The organism is Janthinobacterium sp. TB1-E2, from assembly GCF_036885605.1.
Lineage (GTDB): Bacteria > Pseudomonadota > Gammaproteobacteria > Burkholderiales > Burkholderiaceae_D > Janthinobacterium > Janthinobacterium aestuarii.
In genome coordinates this window covers 3,240,473-3,262,753 of sequence record NZ_CP142523.1, presented here as the reverse complement: position 1 = coordinate 3,262,753, position 22,281 = coordinate 3,240,473, and the positions used below count along the sequence as shown (strand labels likewise).

Annotated in this window: 22 protein-coding genes; 7 read left to right on the top strand and 15 right to left on the bottom strand. The window is 64.8% G+C overall.

What is annotated here, in order from left to right; genetic code table 11:
- Nucleotides 1-98: 98 nt before the first annotated feature.
- Complete coding sequence (locus OPV09_RS14455; RefSeq protein WP_338678563.1) at nt 99-2,402, top strand: TonB-dependent receptor; 2,304 nt, start codon at nt 99-101, stop codon at nt 2,400-2,402.
- Here OPV09_RS14455 and mdcH read toward each other — a convergent pair.
- Genes mdcH through mdcA form a run of 9 tightly spaced genes read right to left on the bottom strand, consistent with a single transcriptional unit; the run spans nt 2,399 to nt 9,685 of the window.
- Nucleotides 2,399-3,337, bottom strand: coding sequence for a malonate decarboxylase subunit epsilon (gene mdcH / locus OPV09_RS14450; RefSeq protein WP_338678562.1), 939 nt, complete (start codon nt 3,335-3,337; stop codon nt 2,399-2,401). The genes OPV09_RS14455 and mdcH overlap by 4 nt on opposite strands.
- Nucleotides 3,334-3,942, bottom strand: a complete 609-nt coding sequence (locus tag OPV09_RS14445) for a malonate decarboxylase holo-ACP synthase (RefSeq protein ID WP_034751136.1) — start codon at nt 3,940-3,942, stop codon at nt 3,334-3,336. The genes mdcH and OPV09_RS14445 overlap by 4 nt, the downstream gene beginning before the upstream one ends.
- The gene (gene madM, locus OPV09_RS14440) at nt 3,942-4,706 is read right to left on the bottom strand and encodes a malonate transporter subunit MadM (RefSeq protein ID WP_034751139.1); all 765 of its coding nucleotides are present in this window, start codon (nt 4,704-4,706) and stop codon (nt 3,942-3,944) included. The genes OPV09_RS14445 and madM overlap by 1 nt, the downstream gene beginning before the upstream one ends.
- Entirely contained in the window at nt 4,699-5,118 is a 420-nt protein-coding gene (gene madL / locus OPV09_RS14435) for a malonate transporter subunit MadL (RefSeq protein WP_034751142.1), read from the bottom strand. Before madL ends, madM begins: the two co-directional genes overlap by 8 nt.
- Nucleotides 5,119-5,172: 54 nt before the next feature.
- Nucleotides 5,173-5,985, bottom strand: a complete 813-nt coding sequence (gene mdcE / locus OPV09_RS14430; protein WP_034751144.1) for a biotin-independent malonate decarboxylase subunit gamma — start codon at nt 5,983-5,985, stop codon at nt 5,173-5,175.
- Nucleotides 5,982-6,836, bottom strand: a complete 855-nt coding sequence (locus OPV09_RS14425; RefSeq protein ID WP_034751147.1) for a biotin-independent malonate decarboxylase subunit beta — start codon at nt 6,834-6,836, stop codon at nt 5,982-5,984. The genes mdcE and OPV09_RS14425 overlap by 4 nt, the downstream gene beginning before the upstream one ends.
- Nucleotides 6,833-7,141 carry a malonate decarboxylase subunit delta gene (locus OPV09_RS14420; RefSeq protein WP_034751150.1) on the bottom strand — a complete coding sequence of 103 codons (309 nt, stop codon included), beginning with the start codon at nt 7,139-7,141 and terminating at the stop codon, nt 6,833-6,835. Before OPV09_RS14420 ends, OPV09_RS14425 begins: the two co-directional genes overlap by 4 nt.
- The gene (locus OPV09_RS14415; protein ID WP_034751152.1) at nt 7,128-8,012 is read right to left on the bottom strand and encodes a triphosphoribosyl-dephospho-CoA synthase; all 885 of its coding nucleotides are present in this window, start codon (nt 8,010-8,012) and stop codon (nt 7,128-7,130) included. Before OPV09_RS14415 ends, OPV09_RS14420 begins: the two co-directional genes overlap by 14 nt.
- On the bottom strand, nt 8,012-9,685 hold the full coding sequence (mdcA, locus tag OPV09_RS14410; protein WP_034751155.1) for a malonate decarboxylase subunit alpha: 1,674 nt from the start codon (nt 9,683-9,685) through the stop codon (nt 8,012-8,014). The genes OPV09_RS14415 and mdcA overlap by 1 nt, the downstream gene beginning before the upstream one ends.
- A 119-nt stretch (nt 9,686-9,804) precedes the next feature.
- On the opposite strand from mdcA, the gene OPV09_RS14405 reads away from it, so the two are divergent.
- Nucleotides 9,805-10,728: a LysR family transcriptional regulator gene (locus OPV09_RS14405; protein WP_034751158.1), complete on the top strand. Its 924-nt coding sequence runs from the start codon at nt 9,805-9,807 to the stop codon at nt 10,726-10,728.
- Between the two features lie 40 nt (nt 10,729-10,768).
- Here the strand turns inward: OPV09_RS14405 and OPV09_RS14400 are convergent, their stop codons facing one another.
- The 4 genes from OPV09_RS14400 to OPV09_RS14385 form a co-directional block, all read right to left on the bottom strand.
- Nucleotides 10,769-11,128, bottom strand: a complete 360-nt coding sequence (locus tag OPV09_RS14400) for a hypothetical protein (protein ID WP_034751161.1) — start codon at nt 11,126-11,128, stop codon at nt 10,769-10,771.
- 98 nt (nt 11,129-11,226) lie between these two features.
- On the bottom strand, nt 11,227-13,068 hold the full coding sequence (locus OPV09_RS14395; protein ID WP_338678561.1) for a glycoside hydrolase family 15 protein: 1,842 nt from the start codon (nt 13,066-13,068) through the stop codon (nt 11,227-11,229).
- Nucleotides 13,069-13,071: 3 nt separating this feature from the next.
- Entirely contained in the window at nt 13,072-13,833 is a 762-nt protein-coding gene (gene otsB, locus OPV09_RS14390; protein WP_051991142.1) for a trehalose-phosphatase, read from the bottom strand.
- Entirely contained in the window at nt 13,833-16,097 is a 2,265-nt protein-coding gene (locus OPV09_RS14385) for an alpha,alpha-trehalose-phosphate synthase (UDP-forming) (RefSeq protein ID WP_152546437.1), read from the bottom strand. The genes otsB and OPV09_RS14385 overlap by 1 nt, the downstream gene beginning before the upstream one ends.
- Before the next feature lie 260 nt (nt 16,098-16,357).
- Between OPV09_RS14385 and OPV09_RS14380 the strand changes: the two genes are divergently transcribed.
- The 4 genes from OPV09_RS14380 to OPV09_RS14365 all read left to right on the top strand — a co-directional run bounded on the left by OPV09_RS14380 (nt 16,358) and on the right by OPV09_RS14365 (nt 20,370).
- The gene (locus OPV09_RS14380) at nt 16,358-17,473 is read left to right on the top strand and encodes a mechanosensitive ion channel family protein (RefSeq protein ID WP_034751177.1); all 1,116 of its coding nucleotides are present in this window, start codon (nt 16,358-16,360) and stop codon (nt 17,471-17,473) included.
- Nucleotides 17,474-17,524: 51 nt separating this feature from the next.
- Entirely contained in the window at nt 17,525-18,820 is a 1,296-nt protein-coding gene (locus OPV09_RS14375; RefSeq protein ID WP_034751180.1) for a cation:proton antiporter, read from the top strand.
- A gap of 109 nt (nt 18,821-18,929) precedes the next feature.
- Nucleotides 18,930-20,108: a serine hydrolase domain-containing protein gene (locus OPV09_RS14370; protein WP_034751184.1), complete on the top strand. Its 1,179-nt coding sequence runs from the start codon at nt 18,930-18,932 to the stop codon at nt 20,106-20,108.
- Between the two features lie 91 nt (nt 20,109-20,199).
- Nucleotides 20,200-20,370: a hypothetical protein gene (locus OPV09_RS14365; RefSeq protein ID WP_200873014.1), complete on the top strand. Its 171-nt coding sequence runs from the start codon at nt 20,200-20,202 to the stop codon at nt 20,368-20,370.
- Here the strand turns inward: OPV09_RS14365 and OPV09_RS14360 are convergent.
- Complete coding sequence (locus tag OPV09_RS14360) at nt 20,367-20,750, bottom strand: YkvA family protein (RefSeq protein WP_046685558.1); 384 nt, start codon at nt 20,748-20,750, stop codon at nt 20,367-20,369. The genes OPV09_RS14365 and OPV09_RS14360 overlap by 4 nt on opposite strands.
- 92 nt (nt 20,751-20,842) lie before the next feature.
- Between OPV09_RS14360 and OPV09_RS14355 the strand changes: the two genes are divergently transcribed.
- Entirely contained in the window at nt 20,843-21,940 is a 1,098-nt protein-coding gene (locus tag OPV09_RS14355) for a DNA topoisomerase IB (RefSeq protein WP_338678560.1), read from the top strand.
- Here the strand turns inward: OPV09_RS14355 and OPV09_RS14350 are convergent.
- A complete protein-coding gene (locus tag OPV09_RS14350) occupies nt 21,900-22,124 on the bottom strand; it encodes a hypothetical protein (RefSeq protein WP_139248283.1) in 225 nt (74 codons plus the stop codon). The two genes, OPV09_RS14355 and OPV09_RS14350, sit on opposite strands and share 41 nt — an antisense overlap.
- Nucleotides 22,125-22,281: the final 157 nt, after the last annotated feature.

Below are 22,281 nucleotides of genomic sequence, written 5' to 3'. Positions count from 1 at the left end.
AATTGCATTTATCACTTCGCGCTGCGCCTGCGTCCAGCGCCAGCATCCCATTCCGCCTTTTAGAGAGTCCTATGCGCCATCACGTATTCGCAGCTGCCATGCTGTCCACTTCCCCGCTCGCTTACGCGGCGGAAGACGTCACACTGCAAACCATCAAAGTCAGGGCAGACAGGCCTTCCAGCATCGACAGCGTCGTGCTGGTCGAGAATACGCAAGCGCAGAACAGGACCCTGGGCGGCATGCTCGAGCATGTCTCGGGCGTACAAAGCAGCGCCTTCGGCCCGAATGCCGGCGCCCCCGTGATTCGCAGCCTCAGTGGCAGCCGCGTGCAAATCCTGGAAGATGGCCAATCCATCCTCGGCATGAATGCGCTCAGCGGCGACATCAACATCCCGTTCGACCCGCTGTTTGCGCGCAGCGTGAGCGTGAACAAATCGTCCGACAGCGTACGTTTCGGCGGCAATGCGATCGGCGGCAGCGTGGACGTCGATTCCGGCCTCATTTCCAGGAAGATGGAGAGCAAGGAGAAAGACCTGGAGCTGGTGCTGCGCAAGGGCTTCAACGATGCCGACGCGCAAGGCTTGCGCATGAATTTCAACGATGGCACACATTTCTCGACGAATCTGCAGATGTCATTCCAGAAGATCGGACATTACGATATTCCCGGCAACAGCAAGGCCGGCGTGTGCAACAGCCAGCTGTTCCCTTCAAGCGGCGGCGTGAATAGTTTTTTGGCCGACAGTTGCCAGAAAGAAGCGAAGATCCAGCAAGTCTACAACAAGGCTTCGCAACCGTTTATCGACCAGTTCATGAAGGAAAATCCGGACTGGGCGGACGGCGATTTTTCCTTTTATACGAATCAGCCGACATCCGTCTGGCAGCGCAAGACCTACGTCAATCCGCCTAACCCCGCTTATGTGCCCGGTACGCCAAAGACGGTGCAGAACAAGATCAACAAGGACGTGACACCCGATTACCACGGCACCCTGGGCAACAGCCATGCCAGCAATTCCCACTTTGCCGTCGGCAGCACCTATTTTTTCGATCGCGGCTACGTGGCCGTCAGCCTCGACACCAAGAATAGCGACTATGGCGTGCCGGGCTTTTCCATGGAAAACAAGTCTTTCGGGGCCAACCATGACGAGGGGTTGCCAGTCGGCGTCGTGATCAGCCAGGATAAATATGCGCTGGAAGCCACTCTGCGCGACCCCGTCGCGTATATGGAAAGCGCGCAGCTGCGCGTGTCGCGCCTGAACAATACGTCGGGAGAACGCCTGGGAGCGGCAAAGGCGAATGACTACCGCTTCGACACCAGTCAAGCCGAGCTCCTGCTGGCGCACCGGCGCGCGGGCCCCTTGAGCGGCTTGCTTGGCCTGAGCCATCAATCCCGCGACATCACCGGCAGCGGGCCGCAGCTTTACCTTCCCGATACGCGCACGGCCAGCAGCGCGCTGTTCGTCAAGGAAAGCCTCGACGCCGGCTGGGCCACCTTCGATGCGGGTTTTCGCCATGAAAAAGTCGAGCACGACATCCGCCAGAGCGGATTCAAGACGTCAAGGAATGCGAAAAATGCCAAACTCGAGGACAGGTCATTCAGCCTGAACAGCTATAACCTGGGGGCCTCGGCCAAGCTGGGCCAGCTGTTCGGTGCGAAGGTGCGCTATGCCTCGTCGGAAAGAGCGCCCGACGTCAATGAGTTGTATGCGAGCAACCGCCACTATTCGATCATGACCCAGGAAGAAGGCAACCAGGATTTGAAAGCCGAGCGCGCGCGAAATACCGAGCTTACGGGCTTATTCGCCAATCGCGGCTTCCAGCTGTCCGCCACCGGCTACGTCATGAAGTACGAGAACTATCTCTATCTTGGCCACTCGGGACTGCAGACGGCGAATCGCCTGCCATTAAAATATTGGAAGCAGACAGATACGACGGTCAAGGGATTCGAGATCGACGCCTCGCAGCTCATTCAGCTTGGCGGCTACGGCAAGCTGAACCTCTCCGCCTTTGCCGACCTGGTCAAGAACAAGGCGGACAATCCGGACAAGCTGCGCGCACACAACGACGGCGCCTACCTGCCCAACATGCCCACCAACCGCTATGGCGCGAATGTGCTGTGGGAAAACAAGGGGTGGAAGGCAAAGCTTTCCAGCACCTGGTACGACAAGCAGAAGTACCTGGGCAAGAGTGTCAGCGAGGAAGTGCCGCTCGACGGCTACACCATGGTGAACTTCCAGGTGAGCCGCGCACTGCAAGTGCCGAATTCACCGTTTGCCGGCATCGACGTATTCATCAGCGGCACCAACCTGCTCGATGAGGACGCCAGGCCACACAATTCTCCACTGAAATACATCGCGCCCTTGCCGGGCCGTGGCTTCCAGATTGGATTGAGCGCCAGACTCTAAGGCGCGGCGCCCTCCCGCTCCCGCCTCACCAGCGCCAGCAGGCTGTCGTTGCGGTTGCCGTCGCAGCAGACGGCCACGCCATCCGTAAAATCAGGCGCCGTCAACCGCGTCAGGACGCTGCCGGGCGGCATTTCCAGCGCCAGCCTGGCGCCACGTTCCCACGCCAGGCGCGCGGTAGCGGTCCACTGCACGCGCTGCGCCATGTTGGCGGCCAGGCTGTCGCGGATGCGGGCCGGGTCGAACAGCGCGCGCGCCGCGCTGCTGCTCAGGTAGACAAGCGATGGACGGCGCACGACCACGCCATCGAAGGCGGCAGCCATGTCGCCGGCGGCAGCCTCCATCAACGGACAATGCGACGGCACGCTGACGGCCAGGCGCTTGGCCTTGCTGGCGCCATGCGCGAGGGCCAGCGCCATCACGGCGTGCAAGGCGGGCTCGCTGCCGGCAATGGCGATCTGGCGCAGCGCGTTCAGGTTGGCGACATATACGGGCGTTGCAGCGCCATGCACCTGCGCCAGCAAGGGTTCAAGCTGCGCCAGGTCCAGGCCGATGATGGCCGCCATGCCGTAGCCGGCCGGATACGCGTGCTCCATCAACTCGCCGCGCCGCGCCACCAGGCGCACGGCGTCGGTGAAATCGAGCGTGCCGGCGACGACGGCCGCCGCATATTCTCCGATGGAAAAGCCGGCCACCATGTCGGGCAGCGCACCGCGCGTGGCCAGGGAGCGCGCCATCGCCACGCCCGCGATCAGCAAACACAGTTGCACGGCCCGCGTCGACGCCAGCGCGTCAGCCGTATCCAGCGCCAAAGGATCGTGGCCCAGCACTTCAGCCGCTTCGGCCAGGGCCGCCGCCACGGCCGCATCGCCGGGCAACGCATGCAGCATGCCCGGAGTCTGGGCACCCTGGCCGGGAAAGGTAAACAAGACGCTCATGCCAGCTCCCATGGCGTGGCCGTCAGCACGGGACCATGATCCGTTTTCAACAAGACCCGGCCCCGCCCCGCCGCCCACTCGGCATACGCAAAGCCGCCACGGCCCGTGTCGATCTGCATGTCCAGCCGGCACGCCGTGACAGTGGCCGCGATGGCGCGCAGGGCGTCGGCCCGGGCGAGGTCCGGCGGCGCGCCGATGCGCAGCACGAGATCGAGGTCGCTGTCGGCGCGCAGCACGGGCAAGCCGCTGGCCAACGCGAAACCGACGCCGCCCGTCGGCCCCCAAGGCCAGCCCGTGGCGTCGAGCAGCGGCGCAACTTGCCGCAGCGCGTCGAGCGCGGCGCAGGAAAAATCCGGCACTGGCGCATGCGCCAGCATTTCCGGTGTGACGCGGCGCACGACCGCCGACGCATCCACTTCGAACGCATACCGTTCGCTGCGCGACCTGCCGCGCAGGCCCACGGGGATGCGCCCGGGGGCCGTGCTGGCGCGCCGCACCACCAAGGGCGCGGCCTGCAGCCAGACAGAGTCGGCCCAGGCTGGCAAGGATGCGCCGTCCGGCAAGCCGTCCAGCCACAACAGATCATGCGCGCGCCAGGCTTCCATCAGGCCACCACCGCCTTGACGGCAAAGAACAGCAACGATGGACCCAGCAAACAGCCCAGGCCCGTATGAAACGTGGCCACCAGCGCGCCATACGGCACCAGCTTGCGGTCGGTGGCGGCAAGGCCCGCCGATACGCCGCTGACGGTGCCGGCCAGGCCGCCGAAGACCATGGCCGAACGCGGCGTTTTCAGTCGCAGGAAACGCGCCGCGGCGGGTGTGCCCACCATCACCAGGATGGCCTTGATGAGACCCGCCGCGATACTGAGCGCCATGACGTCGGAACTGGCGCCGATGGCCGCGCCCGTGACGGGGCCGACGATGTAGGTGACGGCGCCGGCGCCGATAGTGGTCATGCTGACGGCGTCCGAATAGCCAAACGCGTACGCGATGCCCGCACCGACGAGAAACGGCAGCACCACGCCCAGCATCAGCGCCACGACGCCGATCAGACCCGCCTTGCGCGCTTCCGTCGCCTGCACTTCGAAGGCCGTGGCGACGATGGCAAAGTCGCGCAGCATGGCGCCGCCCATCAGGCCGATGCCGCCGAACAGCGACAGATCGGCCAGTCCCTTGTGGCCGCCGCTATGCACGCCGCCCCAGTAAGCAAGCCCCAGGCCGATGACGATGGCGATGGCCGAACCGTGCACGCGGCCCAGGGTCAGATACTTCGACAGCGCCACGGACAGCAGCATGATCAGGCCGACAAAAGCGAATGCCGTCACCAGGCCATTGTGGATGGCGGCTTTTTCAAATATCTCAAGCATGACGGTGCTCCTTGATCAGCATCGAGTCGGCTTCTGCGGCGGCAGGGTTTTCCATGCGCGGGTTTTCCATGCGATTAATGATGGAAATCACGGCGCCGCAGACAAGCACGGAACCGATGGCGGCCAGCACGGCCACCGGCCCGCCGCGCAAGGCCGCCACCACGTCCTGCTGCGCGGCCATCGCCACCACCACGGGAATATACATGGCGCCCCAGTATTCGACGCCCCGCTCCGTCATCTGCGGCAGCCAGCCGCGCCGCTGCATGTAGAGACGGGCGCAGATCAGCAGCAGCATGGCGATGCCCACGCCACCCACGTTGGTCTTGACGCCCATCAGCTGCCCGAGCAGGTCGCCCAGGAAGATGCCGAGCAAGTGGCATAACGCCAGCAGTGCGGTTCCGTAAATGATCATGATTTGTCTCCGTTATAGGAATGGAATGACTTGAAGTCTTCTCTGTTGTTTCACCTACCACTGCTGCCCCAGCACCTCCCTGACTTTTGCCGACGCCTGGCGGTGCGGCGCGCCCAGGCGGCTGGACAGGTCCGCCAGCGGATCGGCGCGGATGTCGGCCAGGGCCGCCTGCAGGCAGGCCTCGACGGCGGCCGCGTCCTGCGCCGACGGATCGTCGGGCTGCGCCACCTGCAAGGTTTGCCACAGCAGGCCCAGGGTGGCGTAGTTGCCAATGTCGTAGGCCATCGGCGCGATGGTGGCGGCCAGCGCTTCGAGTGCTTCCACGGTGCGCAAGGTGATGCGCGCGGCCGACGCCTTGCCCATCGCATGCACCATCACTTGCGGGTCGTCGAGCGCGATCAGGCGGTTGGCCTGGTAGCCGTGCGCGAGGAAGGCGCCCGACATGGCCTTGCCGACGATCAGGCCGATCACGGGATGGCCGGCCAGGCGCGCCTCGGCGTAAGCGCCTGCCGCGCCGGCCAGCGCCTGGTGGATGCCGTAGGCCTCTTCGCGCCGGCCGTAGGCCTGGCTGGCCACGTCGATGACGGCGACGATGGGGCGTTTCACGGTCAGCGCGCGGTCCTCGACCACCGCCTGCCGCACGGCGCGCGCCAGCTGCCACGCCTCGACCAGGCCGATTTCACCCGTGCGGGCGCGCGTAAAACGGTTGTCCGGGTCGGGCAGCACGGCAAGGTAGCGCGCCGCTTCGCCCGCCAGCGGCGCGTCGGCCACGCGCACGGAAGGCGGGTAATCAGACAGCGGCGCGGCATGCTGCGTCAGGGCCGCCAGCCAGACTGCGCCGCGGCTCGTATCGGTGATGGCGTTCATGGTGTGGTTCCTTTGCTGTAGATGCTGCGCACGGCTTGCGGCGTGGCTTGCGGGCCGGCGTCCACTTGCGCCAGGCGAGCGAGAAAATCGTCGGCCTGGCTGCTGCGGTGCTGTGCTGGCACGCCACGCGCGAACAGTTCGGCCACCGTGGCGCGCATCTGCGCCGTGTCGTCTTCGACATAGGCGTCGGCCAGGCCGCTGTGGAAGCGCTGCTCGCCGCCCGTCAGGCTCCAGATGAACGGTTTGTTGCGCGAATCGAATTCATCCACTCCCGCCTCCTGCTCGATGACGGCGGGGCCGTTGAGACCCAGGCGCGCCTCGCGCGTGACGACAAGGTAGCTGCACAAGCCTGCCGCGATCGACATGCCGCCGTAGCAGCCCACCGTGCCGGCCGTAATGCCGATGACAGGCTGGTAACGGCGCAGGTCGACGATGGCCGCATGGATGTCGGCAATGGCAGCGAGGCCCAGGTTGGCTTCCTGCAGGCGCACGCCGCCCGTCTCGAACAGGATCACGGCGCGCGTCGGTATGCCGTTGCGGTTGTCGCGCGCCGCCAGTTCCAGCGCGCCGGCGATCTTCGCGCCGCCCACCTCACCCATGCTGCCGCCCTGGTAGGCGCCCTCGATGGCCAGCACCACGGCAGGCTGGCCGCCGAACAGGCCCTTGGCCACCACGACGCCATCATCCGCCTGGGCCGTCACGCCTTGTTGCGGCAGCCACGGTGAAGCGATGCCGCAGAACGGGTCGAGCAGTTCGCGCATGCTGCCCGCATCCAGCAAGGCCTTGGCCCGGCTGCGCGCGCCCCGTTCGATGAAGCTGTCACGCTCAAGTAATTGCTGCAATGTGCTCATGCCGCCCTCCCCGCTTGCAATTCTTCGTAGGCTTGCTCGATGCGCATGCGCACCACGCCCGGCGTGGCGCCGCAATCGTTGATGACGATGCGCGCCGCCGGCAGCGGCTCGCCGCCGAATACGCGCTGCAACAGCGCATCCCACACGGCGCCCTTGCCATCGACCGAGGTGTTGACGACGATGCGGGTCACGCCATCGCTGCCGGGCTGCAGCAGCACTTCCAGGTCGCCCGAGCCGACGACGCCGGCCAGCGCGCGCCCTGCCGCCGGCTGCCCTGCCGGGAATGTATAGTCACGCGTTTCCATGCGCTTCTCCTTCTGTCAATCGGTCGAGGAACAGGGTGGCGGCCAGCAGGTCGGCCGAGCCGCCTGGCGACACGCCGCGCGCCAGCGCCACCGCTTCCAGCGCCAGCAGCGCTTCGGTGCCGGCGGCAGTGGCCGCGCCGCCGGCCGCCAGCACCCGCGCAGCGCCTGCCTGCACTGCCAGCAAGGCCGATTCGCCGCCGCGCGACAGCACGCAGGTGTCGTCCAGCTGGCTGACTATCGCCAGCAAAGCGTTCAGGCGCGCCGTCGTTTCGTTGTCGCCGCGCGCCCGCGAGGCCAGCAAGGCAGGCAATCCGGCGCCTGTCACCAGAGGAAAGCCGGCTCGGGCCTGGCCGCGCGCGCCGTCGACCCGATACTGGCGGCATGCCAGCTCGCCCTTGTTGCCGGTGGCGCCAGGCGCGCCGCGGTCGTGCAAACGGGCCAGTGCACCGGCCCGCGCCGCCACGGCTGTTGGTGCCAGCGATGCGCCGCGCGCGCCCTGCTGCGCCGCCGCCGTCACCAAGAGGCCCAGCGCCCAGATGGCGCCACGGTGCGTATTCACGCCGCCCGTGGCTGCCAACATCAGCGCCTCGCCATCGCGGCCGATGGCGCCGATGCGCTGGCGCAGCAGGTCGTCGTCTTCACTCCGCGCGCCAGCGTCGGCCATGGCGGCAAATACGGGCTCCAGCACGCAGGCCGAATGGCACATCAGAGCCCAGTTCAAGTCCGTGTGCGCGCCACGGCTGCGCAAATCGACCAGGCCCGGTTTCGGCGTCAAGGTCACTTCATCGAGCAGCGCCTGCAGCACTTGCCGTCCCAGCGCGGCAGTACGTATCTGCACTGGCCTTATCATCATTGTGCTCATTGCAATCATTACCAGCTCCTGAATTTGGCGGGTGGTTGATACAGGCCGTCCGACCATTCGACCAGGTCGGCGATGCTTTTCGCGGCCAGCAGCGAGCGGTTCGCCGCGCCGCGCTGCACGCCGATATCCTCGGGCAGCGCGATCAGGCCGTCGGCGCGCAGCTTGGCCGTTGTCTTCGGGTCGTGGCGCAGGCCAATCGGCGTCACGCCGGCGACAGCCGCCAGCATGGCCTTGCGTTCGTCGAGCGAACGGGCCTTGTACAGGTAGGCGATGCCCTCTTCCGTCAGCACGTGGGTGACGTCGTCGCCATAGATCATCACGGGCGCGAGCGGCATGCCGCTGGCCTGGCCCACGGCGACGGCATCGAGCGATTCGACGATCGTCGGCTGGCCGCCATCCTGGAACGTTTCGACCATCTGCACCACCAGCTTCTTGCCGCGCGCGAGCGGGTCGTCCGTCTCGATCAGGTCCAGCCAGGCCGGTGTCGGGTGGCGCCGGCCGTGCGGATCGTGGCCCATGTTCGGCGCGCCGCCGAAGCCCGCCAGCCGTCCATTCGTCACCGTCGACGAATTGCCCAGGCCATCCATCTGCAAGGTGGCGCCGATGAACAGGTCGACCGCGTACTGGCCGGCCAGCTGGCACAGGGCGCGGTTCGAGCGCATGGAGCCGTCGCGGCCCGTGAAGAACACGTCGGGCCGCGCGGCCGCATAGCCTTCCATGCCCAGTTCCGCGCCGAAGCAGTGCACGCTCTCGACCCAGCCCGTCTCGATGGCAGGGATCAAGGTCGGATGGGGGTTCAGCACCCAGTTGCGGCAGATCTTGCCTTTCAGGCCCAGCTGCTCGCCATACGTGGGCAAAATCAGCTCGATGGCGGCCGTATTGAAACCGATGCCGTGATTGAGCGACTGCACCTGGTGTTTTTCATACACGCCGCGGATCGCCATCATGGCCATCAGCACGTGCACGGGCTTGATCACGCGCGGGTCGCGGGTAAACAGCGGCTCGATGAAGAACGGTTTATCGGACTGCACGACGAAATCGATCCACGAGCCGGGCACGTCGACCCTGGGTAAATCGCTGACGTCGTCGACGATCTGATTGACCTGGGCGATGACGATGCCGTCGCGGAAGGCGGCCGATTCCACCAGGGTCGGCGTGTCCTCCGTGCTGGGGCCCGTGTACAGATTGCCCTGGCGGTCGGCCATGTAGCCGGCCACCATGACGACGTTCGGCGTGAGGTCGACGAACAGGCGCGCATACAGTTCGATGTAGGTGTGGATGGCGCCCACCTCGAGCAAGCCATCCTGCAGGAACTGGGCGATGCGCAGGCTTTGCGCGCCGGCAAACGAAAAATCGAGCTTGCGGGCGATACCCCGTTCGAACAGGTCCAGGTGCTCGGGCAGGCTGACGCTGGGCATGATCAGGTGCAGATGGTGGATCTTGTCGGGATTGACCTGGGTCAGCATGCGGGCGAGGAAGTCGGCCTGCTTCTGGTTATTGCCTTCGAGGACGACGCGGTCGCCCGGCGCCAGCAAGGCTTCGAGCACGGCGACCATGTCGCCCTGTTGCAGCACGGGGCCGCTCGCGTAATGGCGCACGGCGTCGAGGCGGCGGCGCTTCTCGGTGCGACGCGTGTCCCATTGTTTTTGCCGCTGCGCTGGCGCTGCTGTGGCGGTTGACATCTTGCCTCCGAATTAAGCTATCGAACCCTGACGATAGAGTGAAAACGGAGGCGCGACAATCAACCTGCTACCATGTTCATTACCCTGAAGTTAATGAACTCACGATAATCACGGTGATCATGGCCATCAACGAAGAAATCACGCTGAAAAAGCTCGAAGTTTTTCTCAGCTTTATGGAATTGAACAACCTGGCGCGGGTGGCCGACGCGCTGGGCCAGAGCACGGTCAGCGTGCACCGCGCCCTGCACTCGCTGGAAGACGGCTTGCGCTGTCCCCTGTTCAAGCGCGAGGGCCGCAGCCTGATACCCCTGCATGCGGCCTACACCTTTGCCGAATCGGCGCGGCGCGCGCTGGCCGAGTGCGAGGAAGGCGTGCGCAAGGTGCGCGAAATGTCGGGCATCAACCCCGTGCGCCTGAAGATCGGTTCGCTGTATTCATTGACCCTGCACTGCATCCCGCAGCTGGTGATCGCCCTGAAGCTGCGCCGGCCCGGCCTCGACATCGACCTGACCCTGGGCTCGAACCGCGAACTGCTGCAAAGCCTGGCTGATGGACGCCTGGACGCCATCATCGTCGGCGTGCAGGAAGAAGAACAGCATGCCGGGCTGGTGGCCGTGCCCCTGTTCCAGGACGACGTCTACCTGGCCGCCCCGCTCGGTTCACCCTATGCGGGCGCCGCATCGGTGGACTTGCAGCAGCTGCGCGACGACAAATTCGTCACCCTGAACGAAGGTTTCGTCACCTCGCAAAGCTTCAACCACGCGTTCGACCTGGCGGGATTCGTGCCCGACACGGCCATGCGCGTGGGCGACATCTTCTCGCTGATCAATCTGGTCAGCGGCGGCATCGGCTACAGCCTGCTGCCGGGCCGCGTGCGCGCCTTCAGCTCGCGCATCGAACTGCTGCCGCTGGACGCGCGCTACGGCTCGCACCAGCAGATTACCCTGCTGATGCTGAGCAGCCGCGAGCGCGACCCGAATTTGCTGGCGCTGGCGGCGGAGTGCAGGCTGTATGGGCGTGGCGAGCGCGCAACTGGCAGCTGAAATGGCGTCGCAGATGCGCCGCGAACATGCCTGTATCAGCTCAAGTTGGAAACTCTCCGCGCATATAGGTTTTCCAGAGATTGTCGATAAAGTCGATCTCGACTTTATCGTGGCATGCCTGTGCAATCAGGCCCATATCGTCCGACACATAGCCAGCAAGGTCGGAATTCTCAGTGATTTGATACACTTTCTTGAATGCGACCTCCCTGATCCCCTTCACCAGGGCGCCTTCAGGTGGACAAGATGAGGTCACTTTTTCGTAGCTGGCACACCATGCGCCATCAAACTCAACAGATTCCCTGGCGCACAATACAGCATCCCAATCAGTATCTTTCTGGAAAATAGTCTCAAGAAAAATGCTGTCATTTATTGTCGCTAAAATGTCGTTTGCGGTCGTCATCTCGGTATTTCGTATTGATCAGTGTGGATGCCATTCGGCATTTCGTGTTCCTGCGCACCTAGGCTGGTGATGACCTGGCGGGTAATGACATGGCACAATTAAATCGCACTATCCCAAGGCGCCGACAGCCTGACCGCGCAATTAATCAGGCCCACCATCGAATACGTCTGCGGGAAATTGCCCCACATCTCCCCCGTCACCGGATGCGTATCTTCCGACAGCAAACCCAGGTGATTACGCGCCATCAACATCGTTTCGAAGATTTTGCGCGCTTCGTCTTTCCTGCCGATGCGGGCCAGGGCGTCGATGCGCCAGAAGGTGCAGATGTTGAAGGCCGTCTCAGGCTTGCCGAAGTCATCGGGCGCTTCGTAGCGGCGCATGTAGGGGCCGTCGCACAGCGATGCTTCCAGCGCGTCGACGGTGGCGATGAAACGGGGGTCCATGGGGTCGATGAAGTTGACTTCCGCCATCAGCAGCACGGATGCGTCGAGGTCGCGCCCGCCCAGGCTTTCCGCGAAGGCCTGGCGCTCCTCGCTCCACGCTTCGCGCAGTAATCTCTCGCGTATCAGCACGGCGCGGCTGTTCCAGTGGTCGGCGCGGTCCGGCAAGCCCAGTTTATGGGCGACCTTGGCCAGGCGGTCGCAGGCGGCCCAGCTCATCAGCATGGACGAGGTATGGACCCTGGCCCGCGTGCGCAACTCCCACATGCCCGCGTCCGGTTCCGCGTGCAATTTGAAGGCTTGGTCACCCACGGCTTCCAGCGCGGCAAACTCGGCCCTGCCCGCCCGGTGGAACAAGCGGTGGTCGAGGAAAGCCTGCGCGGCCCCCAGGACGATGTTGCCATAAACGTCGTGCTGAAAGTGTTCCTGCGCCTGGTTGCCGACGCGCACGGGACCATTGCCGCGGTAGCCGGGCAAGTGGTCGAGCATGGATTCGGGCAACTGCTCTTCCAGGCCGATGCCGTACAGGGGCTGGATGTGGCCGCCTTTCGAGCGGGCGACGATATTCGTCAGCCAGCGCAAATACTCTTCCATCGTCCCAACTTCCGACAGGCTGTTCAATGCCCGCACGACGAAGAAGGCGTCGCGCAGCCAGCAGTAACGGTAATCCCAGTTGCGGCTGCTGCCCGGCGCTTCCGGAATGCTCGTCGTCATGGCGGCGATGATGGCGCCCGTGTCCTCATATAAAGACAGTTTTAATGTGATGGCCGCGCGGATGACCACGTCCTGCCATTCCAGCGGCACGGCCAGGCGCCGCGTGTAGGTGCGCCAATAGTTAATCGTTTCCTTTTCGAAGATGCGCGCCGTCTCGTCGATGCCGCCGGCCAGGGTTTCATCGGGGCCCAGCAGGAAGTTGGCGGTGCCGCCCAGAACGAAATACGTTTCACTCAGCACATAGTTGAGCGAAACATCGGTGTTCAGACGCAAGGTCTGTTCCGGCCCCACATAGCGGATGTGGTGGCTGCCCTGCGTGACCTGCGGCGCCAGCTTGCCCCAGTCGTAGCGGGGGCGCAGGCGCACGCGGATGCGCACGGCGTGATCGAGCGGACGCACGCGGCGGATCAGCATCAGCGGGCGGAACATGCGGTCGCGGCTGAGGAAGCGGGGCGCGAAATCCGTGATTTCCACGCCGCGCCCATCCGTGTCGTACAGCCGCGTGCGCAGTACGGCCGTGTTCGGCTCGTAGAATTGCTCGCTGCGGGCAAAGTTTTCAATGTCGATGGCCCACACGCTGCCGTTTTCCGTCGCGTCCAGCAAGGTATTGAAGACGGGGTCGCCATCGAAACGGGGCAGGCAGGACCAGACGACCTGCCCTGCCTGGTCGATCAGGGCGCTGAAGGCGCAATTGCCCACCACGCCGCAGTTGAGGGACGCTTGCCCGGGCGGTGCGGTGGCGGCGGACGCGTGGGCGCCGCTGGGGGTGTCATAGGATGTCGTCATCGGCTACTCCTTGAACGGGGATACGGACGCGGCCAGCAATACGGTGCGCAAGACGTCCGGGCTGGCCAGGCGCAGGCTGGCGGCGCTGGGGCCGCTGCCCACTTTCACGCCCTGCCCCCCAATTTGTTGAACATAGGCAAAACCTGCCTCGTCGGTGGTATCGTCGCCCGCGAAGACGGGACGGCGTCCCTTGAACGGCGCCTCGGCCATGAAGGCGGCAATGGCGCCGCCCTTGTCCGTGGCGGCCGGCTTGGCTTCCAGAACCATTTTGCCATGCAACAGCAAAAGACCGGGGCACGCTTGCACGGCCAGCGTCATTTCCTGCAGGCACAGCTGCTCCAATTCCGGCGCCAGCCGGTAATGCAGGGCCACGGCGCCGCGCTTGTGTTCCACCAGCAAGCCGGGGTACACCGCCGCCAGTGCGCGGGCATGCGCCAGCACGGACGACACGTCGGGCGTGGCCGCCACATGCCGTGTGCCGTCGGCGCCGCGCCGCTCCACGCCATGCACGCCGGCCACGGGCAAGATCAGCGGCGCCAGCATGGCATCGATCTGCGCCACGGGGCGGCCGGAAACGAGGGCCAGCGCGCCGCCATGCCAGCGCGCCAGCAGCATCAGCGCGTCGACCACGCCCGCTTCCAGGCGCACGCCGTCGGGCGTGGGCGCCAGGTCGACCAGGGTGCCGTCGAAGTCGAAGAAAACGGCGCTGCCGGGCGCACTCAGCAGTTGCAGCAAGGCTGCGCTATCGTCAGGGATCTCCGCCATCAGATCCCCTTGCGCCGCTTGATGCGGCTGTGGGCATCGATCTTGGTCATGACCTTGTCGCGCTGGCGCAGACGGGCCGCATCGAGCAGCATGCGCCCGGCCCAGCGGTAGACATTGAAATGTTTCACACGGGCCCGCATGCTCTTCATGCGCTCGCGCTGTTCCACGGGCGGCATCACTAGGGCGCGGTACAGGGCGTCGGCGCCCTGCTCGATATGGTAGGGGTTGATGATCAGCGCTTCGTGCAGCTCGCGCGCGGCGCCCGTGAACTGGCTCAGCACCAGCACGCCCAGCTCGTCGTCGCGCGCGGCGATGAATTCCTTGGCCACCAGATTCATGCCGTCATGCAAGCTTGTCACCATGCAGACTTCCGAGGCGCGGAAATAGCGCTGCAAGTCGTCCTGGCCATGGTGTTCGGCTTTCAGCAGGATGGGCACATAGTCGCCGCTGCCGAAGCGGCGGTTGATGCGTTCGACCATCTTGCGCACCCGGGCGTCGAAACTCTGGTATTCATCGAGCGACGCGCGGCTCGGGGCGGCGATTTGCACGAAGGTAAAATGACCGACCATGCCGGGCTGCTGCTCCAGCATGCGCTCGACGGCCTGGAAGCGCTCGACGATGCCTTTCGTGTAGTCGAGGCGGTCCACGCCGATGCCCAGCAAGTGGTCGGGCGCCACGCCCAGTTCGCTGCGAATCTGTGCGCGGCACGTGGCCACGTCGGGCTGGTCCGGGTTATCTTCCGGCCAGGCGATGGAAATCGGATAATCCTCGACCTGCGTCATCTCGCCGCCATAGGAAATGGTCGACGCTTCCGGTTCGATACGGGTTTCCAGGTAGCGGTCCACCGTTTCGAGGAAATTCTTGCGGTGGAATGGCGTGTGGAAGCCGAGAATCGTGCTGCCCAGCAAGCCGTCGAGGATTTCTTCGCGCCATGGGCAAATGCCGAACGATTCCGAGTTCGGCCACGGGATATGCCAGAAAGTGATAATCGTCGCCTTCGGCAAGGCTTCGCGCACCATGCGCGGCAGCAAGGCAAAGTGGTAATCCTGCACCAGTACGACGGGGTTGTCCGCCTTCGCCTCGGCGATCACGGCGTCGGCAAAGCGGCGGTTGACCTTCACATACTGCTCCCAGTCGGACGAGCGGAACACGGGGCGCACATGGGCGATATGGCACAGCGGCCACATGCCTTCATTGGCGAAGCCATAATAATAGCCCTGCTCTTCCTCTTGCGTCAGCCACACGCGGCGCAAGGTATAGCTGGGGTTATCGGGCGGCACGGGCACGTGGTCGAGCTTGTCAACCGTCTCGCGGTCGGCGGAACCGGCGCCATGCGCGATCCACGTGCCGGAGCAGGCGCGCATCACGGCTTCCACGGCCGTCACCAGGCCGCTGGCGGGACGCTGCACCGCAACACCGGTCTCCGTTTTGGTGTGGATATACGGTTCGCGGTTCGACACCACGAGCACCTGGTCGCCCGACAGGTCCGCTTCCAGCAAGGCGCGCAGCTTGTCCGGCGTCCAGTCGGACGACCAGCCGTTATCGCCCTGGCGTTCCAGATGGTATTCCTGCAGCAATTCGCGCAAGTCGCCGATCAGCGGCTGCATTTCCGGCGGCGGCGCGGGCGCGGCGGCCGGTGCGGCGGCGGCAACGGCAGGATTATTCTTCGACAGCAATTCGCCGCGCAAAATGTCCTTGACGGCCGCCAGCCAGCCGCGCCAGCTCAGGTGGGCCACGAACACGGTCATCAGGGAAATCAGCACGGCCAGCACGGCCAGGAAGGCAAAAATGAAACGTTTGGTATCGGTATTGCGGCGCTCGACAAAGCTCATGTCCTGCACCAGCACCAACCGGCCCAGCTGGGACGCATCCTGCATCACGGGCGTTTCGCTGATATGGACTTGCCCTTGCGGCAATTGCGCCAGGGATTTGTACAAGCCGCCCGTGGAAGGCGTGCTCCAGCAGCCGATCGAAGCGGGGTATTGCGCGGACTGGTACAGCAAATGGCCCGCATTGTCGCAAAAGCCGATGGCGATCAGGCGCTCGTCGCGCGTGGCGCCCTGGAACAGTTCGCTGATGCGGGTGGCATCCTGCGCGGGCAGGTATTCGGTGAGCGAAGGCCGGAGGGTTCCGGCGAGCAGTTCTGCCCGGCTGTCGAGATCGCGCACATACCAGCGCAGGGTGATGTTGTCGAGCAGGGGTACCACGATATAGGCAAACAGTCCCAGCACCAGGGCCAGTGGCAGGATGAAGCGCAAGGACATTCGGAGTGATCGTACTATCATCGTTTTCCTTTGCAAAAACAAAAAGCATGGCAAGTATGACTATGTTTCCACTGCGGCGACGCCCGTTTGCTTTCCGTATTGAAACGTCAACGTGACATGGCGCAGCGCAGCAATTTCTGCAAGTATCCACGTTGACGCAAGTCTTATCCGTACGGCAACGCACGCCCCCGTTACGCCATCTGCCCGTAAAATACCCGCTTCCGACATCCATTTCATTTAAGAACAAGGAGTTTTCGCCTATGGATCTCAGCACGTTCCACTCGCTGATGGGAGGCCCGCTGCGCTCGGCGCTGACCGTGCTCGTTTCCGCCCTGCTCGTCACCCTGGTTGCCATCGGCGTGCACCGGGCCGGCATCGGCCTGCTGAAAAGACTGGCCAATGGCCACCCGCTTGCCAGCAACGTCGCGCGCGTGGCCTTCCGCGCCAGCCAGCTGTGCCTGATCGTCTTCGGCTTGCGCATGGTGCTGGCCAGCGCGCCCGACGACACGCCGGGCCTGGTCGCCATGTCGCACCTGGCCAGCGTGGCGCTGATCATCGCGCTGACCTGGCTGGCCATGCAATGCATCGAATCGCTCAGCATCACGATTTCCCAGATCAATCCCGTCGACGCGGCCGACAACCTGCGCGCGCGGCGCCGGATCACCCAGGCCCGCGTGCTCACACGCAGCGCGCACGCCATCGTGGTCCTCCTGGGCCTGTCCTTCGTGCTGCTGACCTTGCCCGGCGCGCGGCAGATCGGCGCCAGCCTGCTGGCGTCGGCCGGCGTGGCGGGCCTGGTGGCCGGTATCGCCGCCCGGCCCGTGCTCGGCAATTTCATCGCAGGCCTGCAAATTGCGTTCTCTCAACCGATCCGCATCGACGACGTGCTGATCGTCAACGGAGAATGGGGCACGGTCGAGGAAATCAAGGGCACGTATGTGGTCGTGCGCGTATGGGACGAGCGCCGTTTGATCGTGCCGCTGCAGTGGTTCATTGAAAATCCGTTCGAGAACTGGACGCATACCTCCTCGGAGATCCTGGGCACAGTGTTCCTGTGGCTCGATTTCAGCATCCCGATCGAGCCGCTGCGCGCGGAACTGACGCGCATCTGCGAAGGCGCCAAGCAATGGGATGGCCGGGTCTGCACCGTGCAGGCGACGGATTCGAACGAGCGGGCCGTGCGTGTGCGTTTCCTCATCAGCGCTGTCGATTCAGGCACGGCGTTCGAATTGCGCTGCATGGTACGCGAGCAGATGCTGGCCTTCATCACCACCCACTATCCGCACGGCCTGCCCCGCTTGCGCTCCACGCACGACCCCATCGAGCTGCACGCCATGCAGGTACAGAACGACAGCGTGTCGCTGCACAAAGCATAAAAAAACCGTGCGGCGCGCTGCCCTTGCCCGCGCGCCGCTACAATGGTTTGCATGAGCACCACCGCCTGGTTCATCCTGATCGGTTGCCTGATGCTGGCGCGTGGCCTGGGCGCCGATGGCATCGCGCGCCTGCCATTGACCTCGGCCATGGCTTACCTGGGCGTGGGCCTGCTGCTGGGGCCCATGTTCCTCGGCCTGTTTTCGTTCGACCTGGTGCAGCAAGCGCCACTGCTGGAAACCCTGACGGAAATCGCCGTCCTCATCTCCCTGTTTTCCGCCGGCGTCAAGATGCCCGTGCCCTTCAGCCTGGCGCGCTGGCTGCCGTCGCTGCGCCTGGCGTGGCTGTCGATGGCCATCTCCGTGGCCCTGGTGGCGGCCTTTGCGTGCCTGGTGCTGGGCCTGCCCCTGGGCGCGGGCATACTGCTGGGCGCCATCCTCGCGCCCACCGACCCCGTGCTGGCCACCGACGTGCAGCTGCGCCATGCGGGCGACCGCGAGCAATTGCGCTTCATGCTGACCAGCGAAGCGGGCATGAACGATGGCAGCGGCTTTCCCTTCGTCATGCTGGGTCTGGGCTTGCTGGGCCTGCATGAGCTGGGGCCGCACGGGGTCACCTGGCTGTGGCGCGATCTGGTCTGGGCCAGCGCGGGCGCCATTGGCATGGGCGCGGCCGGCGGCGCGCTGCTGGCCTGGCTGGGCTGGCAGGTGCGCGCGAAGGAGCCGAAACACGCGATGCTGGACGACCTGGCGGCCCTGGGCTTGATCGCCCTCGTGTATGGCGTGTCCACGTGGCTGCACGCGTGGGGCTTTCTGGCCGTGTTCTTCGCCGGCGTGGCCTTGCGCCAGACGGAACTGCGGCTGGCCGGCGCGCCGAAAGACCGGCACGGCTTGCTGCAGGCCGAGGAAACCCATGCCGTGTCCGCCGCCAAGCCGCACGACAGCGACGTGCCGCTGACCGTCAGCGGCGAATCCCTCGTCTTCAAGGAACACCTGGAACGCCTGTCCGAACTGACCCTGGTGCTGCTGCTGGGCGGCGCCGTCACGGCCGCCGCCTGGAGCTGGCAGGCGTGGAGCGTGGCGCTGTTCCTGCTGCTGGTGGCGCGCCCGGCCAGCGTGATGCTCGGTCTGCTGGCCTCGGGCACCAGCGTGCGCCTGCGCGGGCTGGCCGCCTGGTTCGGCGTGCGCGGCATCGGCTCGCTGTACTACCTCAGCTATGCCATCGCGCATGGCCTGGCGGACGGCCTGGCGCGCGAACTGGCCGACATCACCCTCGTCGTCGTCATCCTCTCCATCGTCGCCCACGGCCTGACGGTCAAACCGCTGCTGGAACGCTACTGGCGCAAATAGGCGCCGGCGGCACCTATTTATCACTGCTTCAAAGCAATGTTTTGTCAATTGCGCCTATGACGGGCGGAAATATTGTTAAGATAATTAAAAATGGCAAAAGAGAGAAGCAATGAAACGAAGAAGCGTGCTGGGACTGGGCGTCTCGATGGCCCTGCTGCAAACGGGCTGCGCCACCGATCCGGCCAGGCTGGCGTGGGAAACGGCATTTGACAGATTCATGCGCGATGGCCTGGCCCGCACGGAAACGCCGGGCATGAGCGTGGCCGTGGTGCGCGGCGAGCAAACGATTTTCGCGCGCGGCTATGGCTGGGCCGACATCCAGGCCGGCAAGAAGGCCGACGCCAGCACGGTGTTCCATGTCGCCTCCGTCAGCAAGCTCGTCACGGCCACGGCCGCCATGATGCTGCTGGAACAGGGCGCCTTCCAGCTCGACGACAAGGTGGCGGCCTACCTGGACTTCCCGCTCATGCATCCGAAGTTTCCCGACGTGCCCATCACCTTTCGCCATTTGCTCAGCCACACCTCGGGCATTTCCGACGCCGTGTACGAAAAGACGACGACGTTTGCCGTGCAGGGCGACCCGCGATTACCGCTGCGCGACTTCGTCAAGGGTTACCTGTCGCGCGGCGGCGCCTGGTATGACGCGGACGTGTCGTTTGCGGCCCGGCCCGGCACGGAATGGCGCTACAGCAATGTCGGCATCGCCCTGCTCGGCTATCTGGTGGGCCGTTTGAACCCCGATGGCCTCGACGCCTTTACCCACGAGCACCTGTTCGAACCGCTGGGCATGGACAGCACGGCGTGGAAACTGGCTGGCTTGCCGCGGCGCGCCGTCGTAGCCCAGCCGTACGCGCACAAGGAGCCGGGCCTGCAAGCGCTGCCGCCCGTCGGCTATCCGGACTGGCCGGCCGGCCTGCTGCGCAGCTCGGCGCATGACTTTGCCCGCTTCCTGGCCATCTTCAGCAATGGCGGCCGGGTCGATGGCCATCGCTACCTGCAAGACTCCACCCTGCAATTGTTTTTCGCGCCTCAAGCAGCCCCCGTCGTGCCCGCCGATTCGTCCGTGCGGCAAGCCCTCGTGTGGCTGCTGCGCGACGTCGACGGCAGGCCGCTGGCCACGCACAGTGGCGGCGACCCGGGCGCCGCGTCCGTCGTCTGCGTCGACCGCGCCAGCAAGACAGCCGTGCTGGCCTTCGCCAACGTCAGCGCCGACAAGGAGTTCCGTTCATTCCAGAAAGAAGTCGTGTTGCGCCTGCTGGCGCATGGCGGCGGCGCGCAAGCGCGGTAGGCATGCCGCTTGTGTGAGCGGGCGCACGGTGGCGCACAGGCAAGAAAGTATGCTGTGCTGGTCAGATTTGACACTCAACGAGGAGACCGGCATGACTAACCGCATCGGCAACAAGGACGTGGCGCAGCAGCGCAGCAAGAGTGAAAAAGCCCGCATCAAAGCACAGAACATCGCCAACGAGGCGGTCAAGAAGGCCGAGGCCAGGGCGAAGTACCGCAACGCCATCAAGGGCCAACCGGGCCAGCCCGCCCCGGCAGGCTAGGCGCCGAACCAGCCGCGCAGTTTCTCGGCGGCCCGTTCCTTGACCTCGGCCGTGATGTAGGTGGCCACCGTGGCAACAGCCGCCGCTAGCACGGCCAGGTCATCCGCATAGCCGACCACGGGCGTGATATCGGGAATCGCATCGATGGGCGAAATGAAATAGCCGAGTGCGCCATAGATGGCCGTCTTGGCCCACAGCGGCGTATTCGGCTGCTGCGCCGCGTAATACAGCCACAGGGCTTTTTCGATGACTTCGCGTCCCGCCGTCTTGGCGAACTTGACAACCTTGTCCCAGAAGCTGTCATCCGTGTATTTCTTTTCATACTGCTTGTCGGCCTGGGGGGCGTGGTCTTCTTCCAGATTCTTTTTTCTGCCAAACATCTGCTGCTCCTGTCTGCCGCGCACGGCGTTACGAATGCGCACCTTAGCATAACGGCGCGGCAGGTGCGCGGCGTACAAGGTACGCTATATCCATGGAAATATCCGCCACCACCACGGCCCGCGCCGCCGGCCTGCGCTACACGGGCGACCATCAGAGCGGCATCGCCCGATCGGGCAAGCCCGGCAAGTTCCGTTACCGCGACACGGATGGCAAAGTCCTGCGCGATGCCGCCACCCTGGCGCGTATCAAGGCGCTGGCCATTCCGCCGGCCTGGACGGACGTGTGGATCTGCCCGCACGCGAATGGCCATTTGCAGGCGACGGGGCGCGATGCGCGGGGCCGCAAGCAATACCGCTACCATGCGCGCTGGCGCCAGGTGCGCGATGAAGTGAAATACGAGCGCATGCTCAGCTTTGGCCGCGCCCTGCCCGCCATCCGCGCCGCCGTCGCACGCGGCATGCAGCTGCCGGGCTTGCCCCGTGAAAAAGTGCTGGCCACCATCGTGCATCTGCTGGAATTGACGATGATGCGCATCGGCAACGAGGAATATGCGCGCACGAACAAATCGTTCGGCCTGACCACCCTGCGCACGCGCCACGTGCAGGTCGACGGCAGCGCCGTGGCCTTCCACTTCAAGGGCAAGAGCGGCGTGCGCCACGATATCCGCCTGAGCGACCGGCGCCTGGCCAGGGTGCTGCAGCGCATGCGCGAACTGCCGGGGCAGGAACTGTTTCAATATGTCGATGAGGATGGTGCGCGCCACGGCATCGGTTCGGGCGACGTCAACGATTATCTGCGCGAGGTGACGGGCGAAGACTACACGGCCAAGGATTTCCGCACCTGGTCCGGCACCCTGCTGGCCGCGCTGGCCCTGCAGGCGTTCGAACTGGTCGATTCCGATGCGCAAGCGAAGAAAAACATCGTGCAGGCGATCGAGTCCGTGGCCAAGAAGCTGGGCAACACGCCGACGATCTGCCGCAAGTGCTATGTGCACCCGGCCGTGCTGGAATCGTATCTCGATGGCAGTTTATTGGAAGGCATGCGGGCGCGGGCGCGGCAGCAGATGCAGGACGATTTGCAGGCGCTGGCGCCGGAGGAAGCGGCCGTGCTGGCCTTGCTGCAGCAGCGGCTGCAGGGTGCCGCTACGGTCAAGCCCGGCGTTCCGGCTGGCAATGTGCCGACAGCGTGAGCGCATCGCTGCTGCAGACCGGCAAGGCGCCGTGACCGGCATCGCGCGCCACGGGTGCCGGCGCGGCATCGTCCGGCTGGGCCTCGCCCGTAGTCATCAAGGTGGCCGCCAGGGTCGAGAACGTAAACAGGCAGATCAGCAGGAAGGGCTTGTTCACGTGGATGGACTGGTCTGGCTTTTGCATCGCGTACTCCGTCGGACTGGTTGGCTGTTGCAGCATGGACACGATCATCGCGTGTTTCCGCAAGGCATACAATCAGACAGTTTCGACAAGACGGGTAGGACAGCGCTGACAGGCTCAGCCATGACGTCCCGTGTCGGAAAATTTGACACCTGCTCCG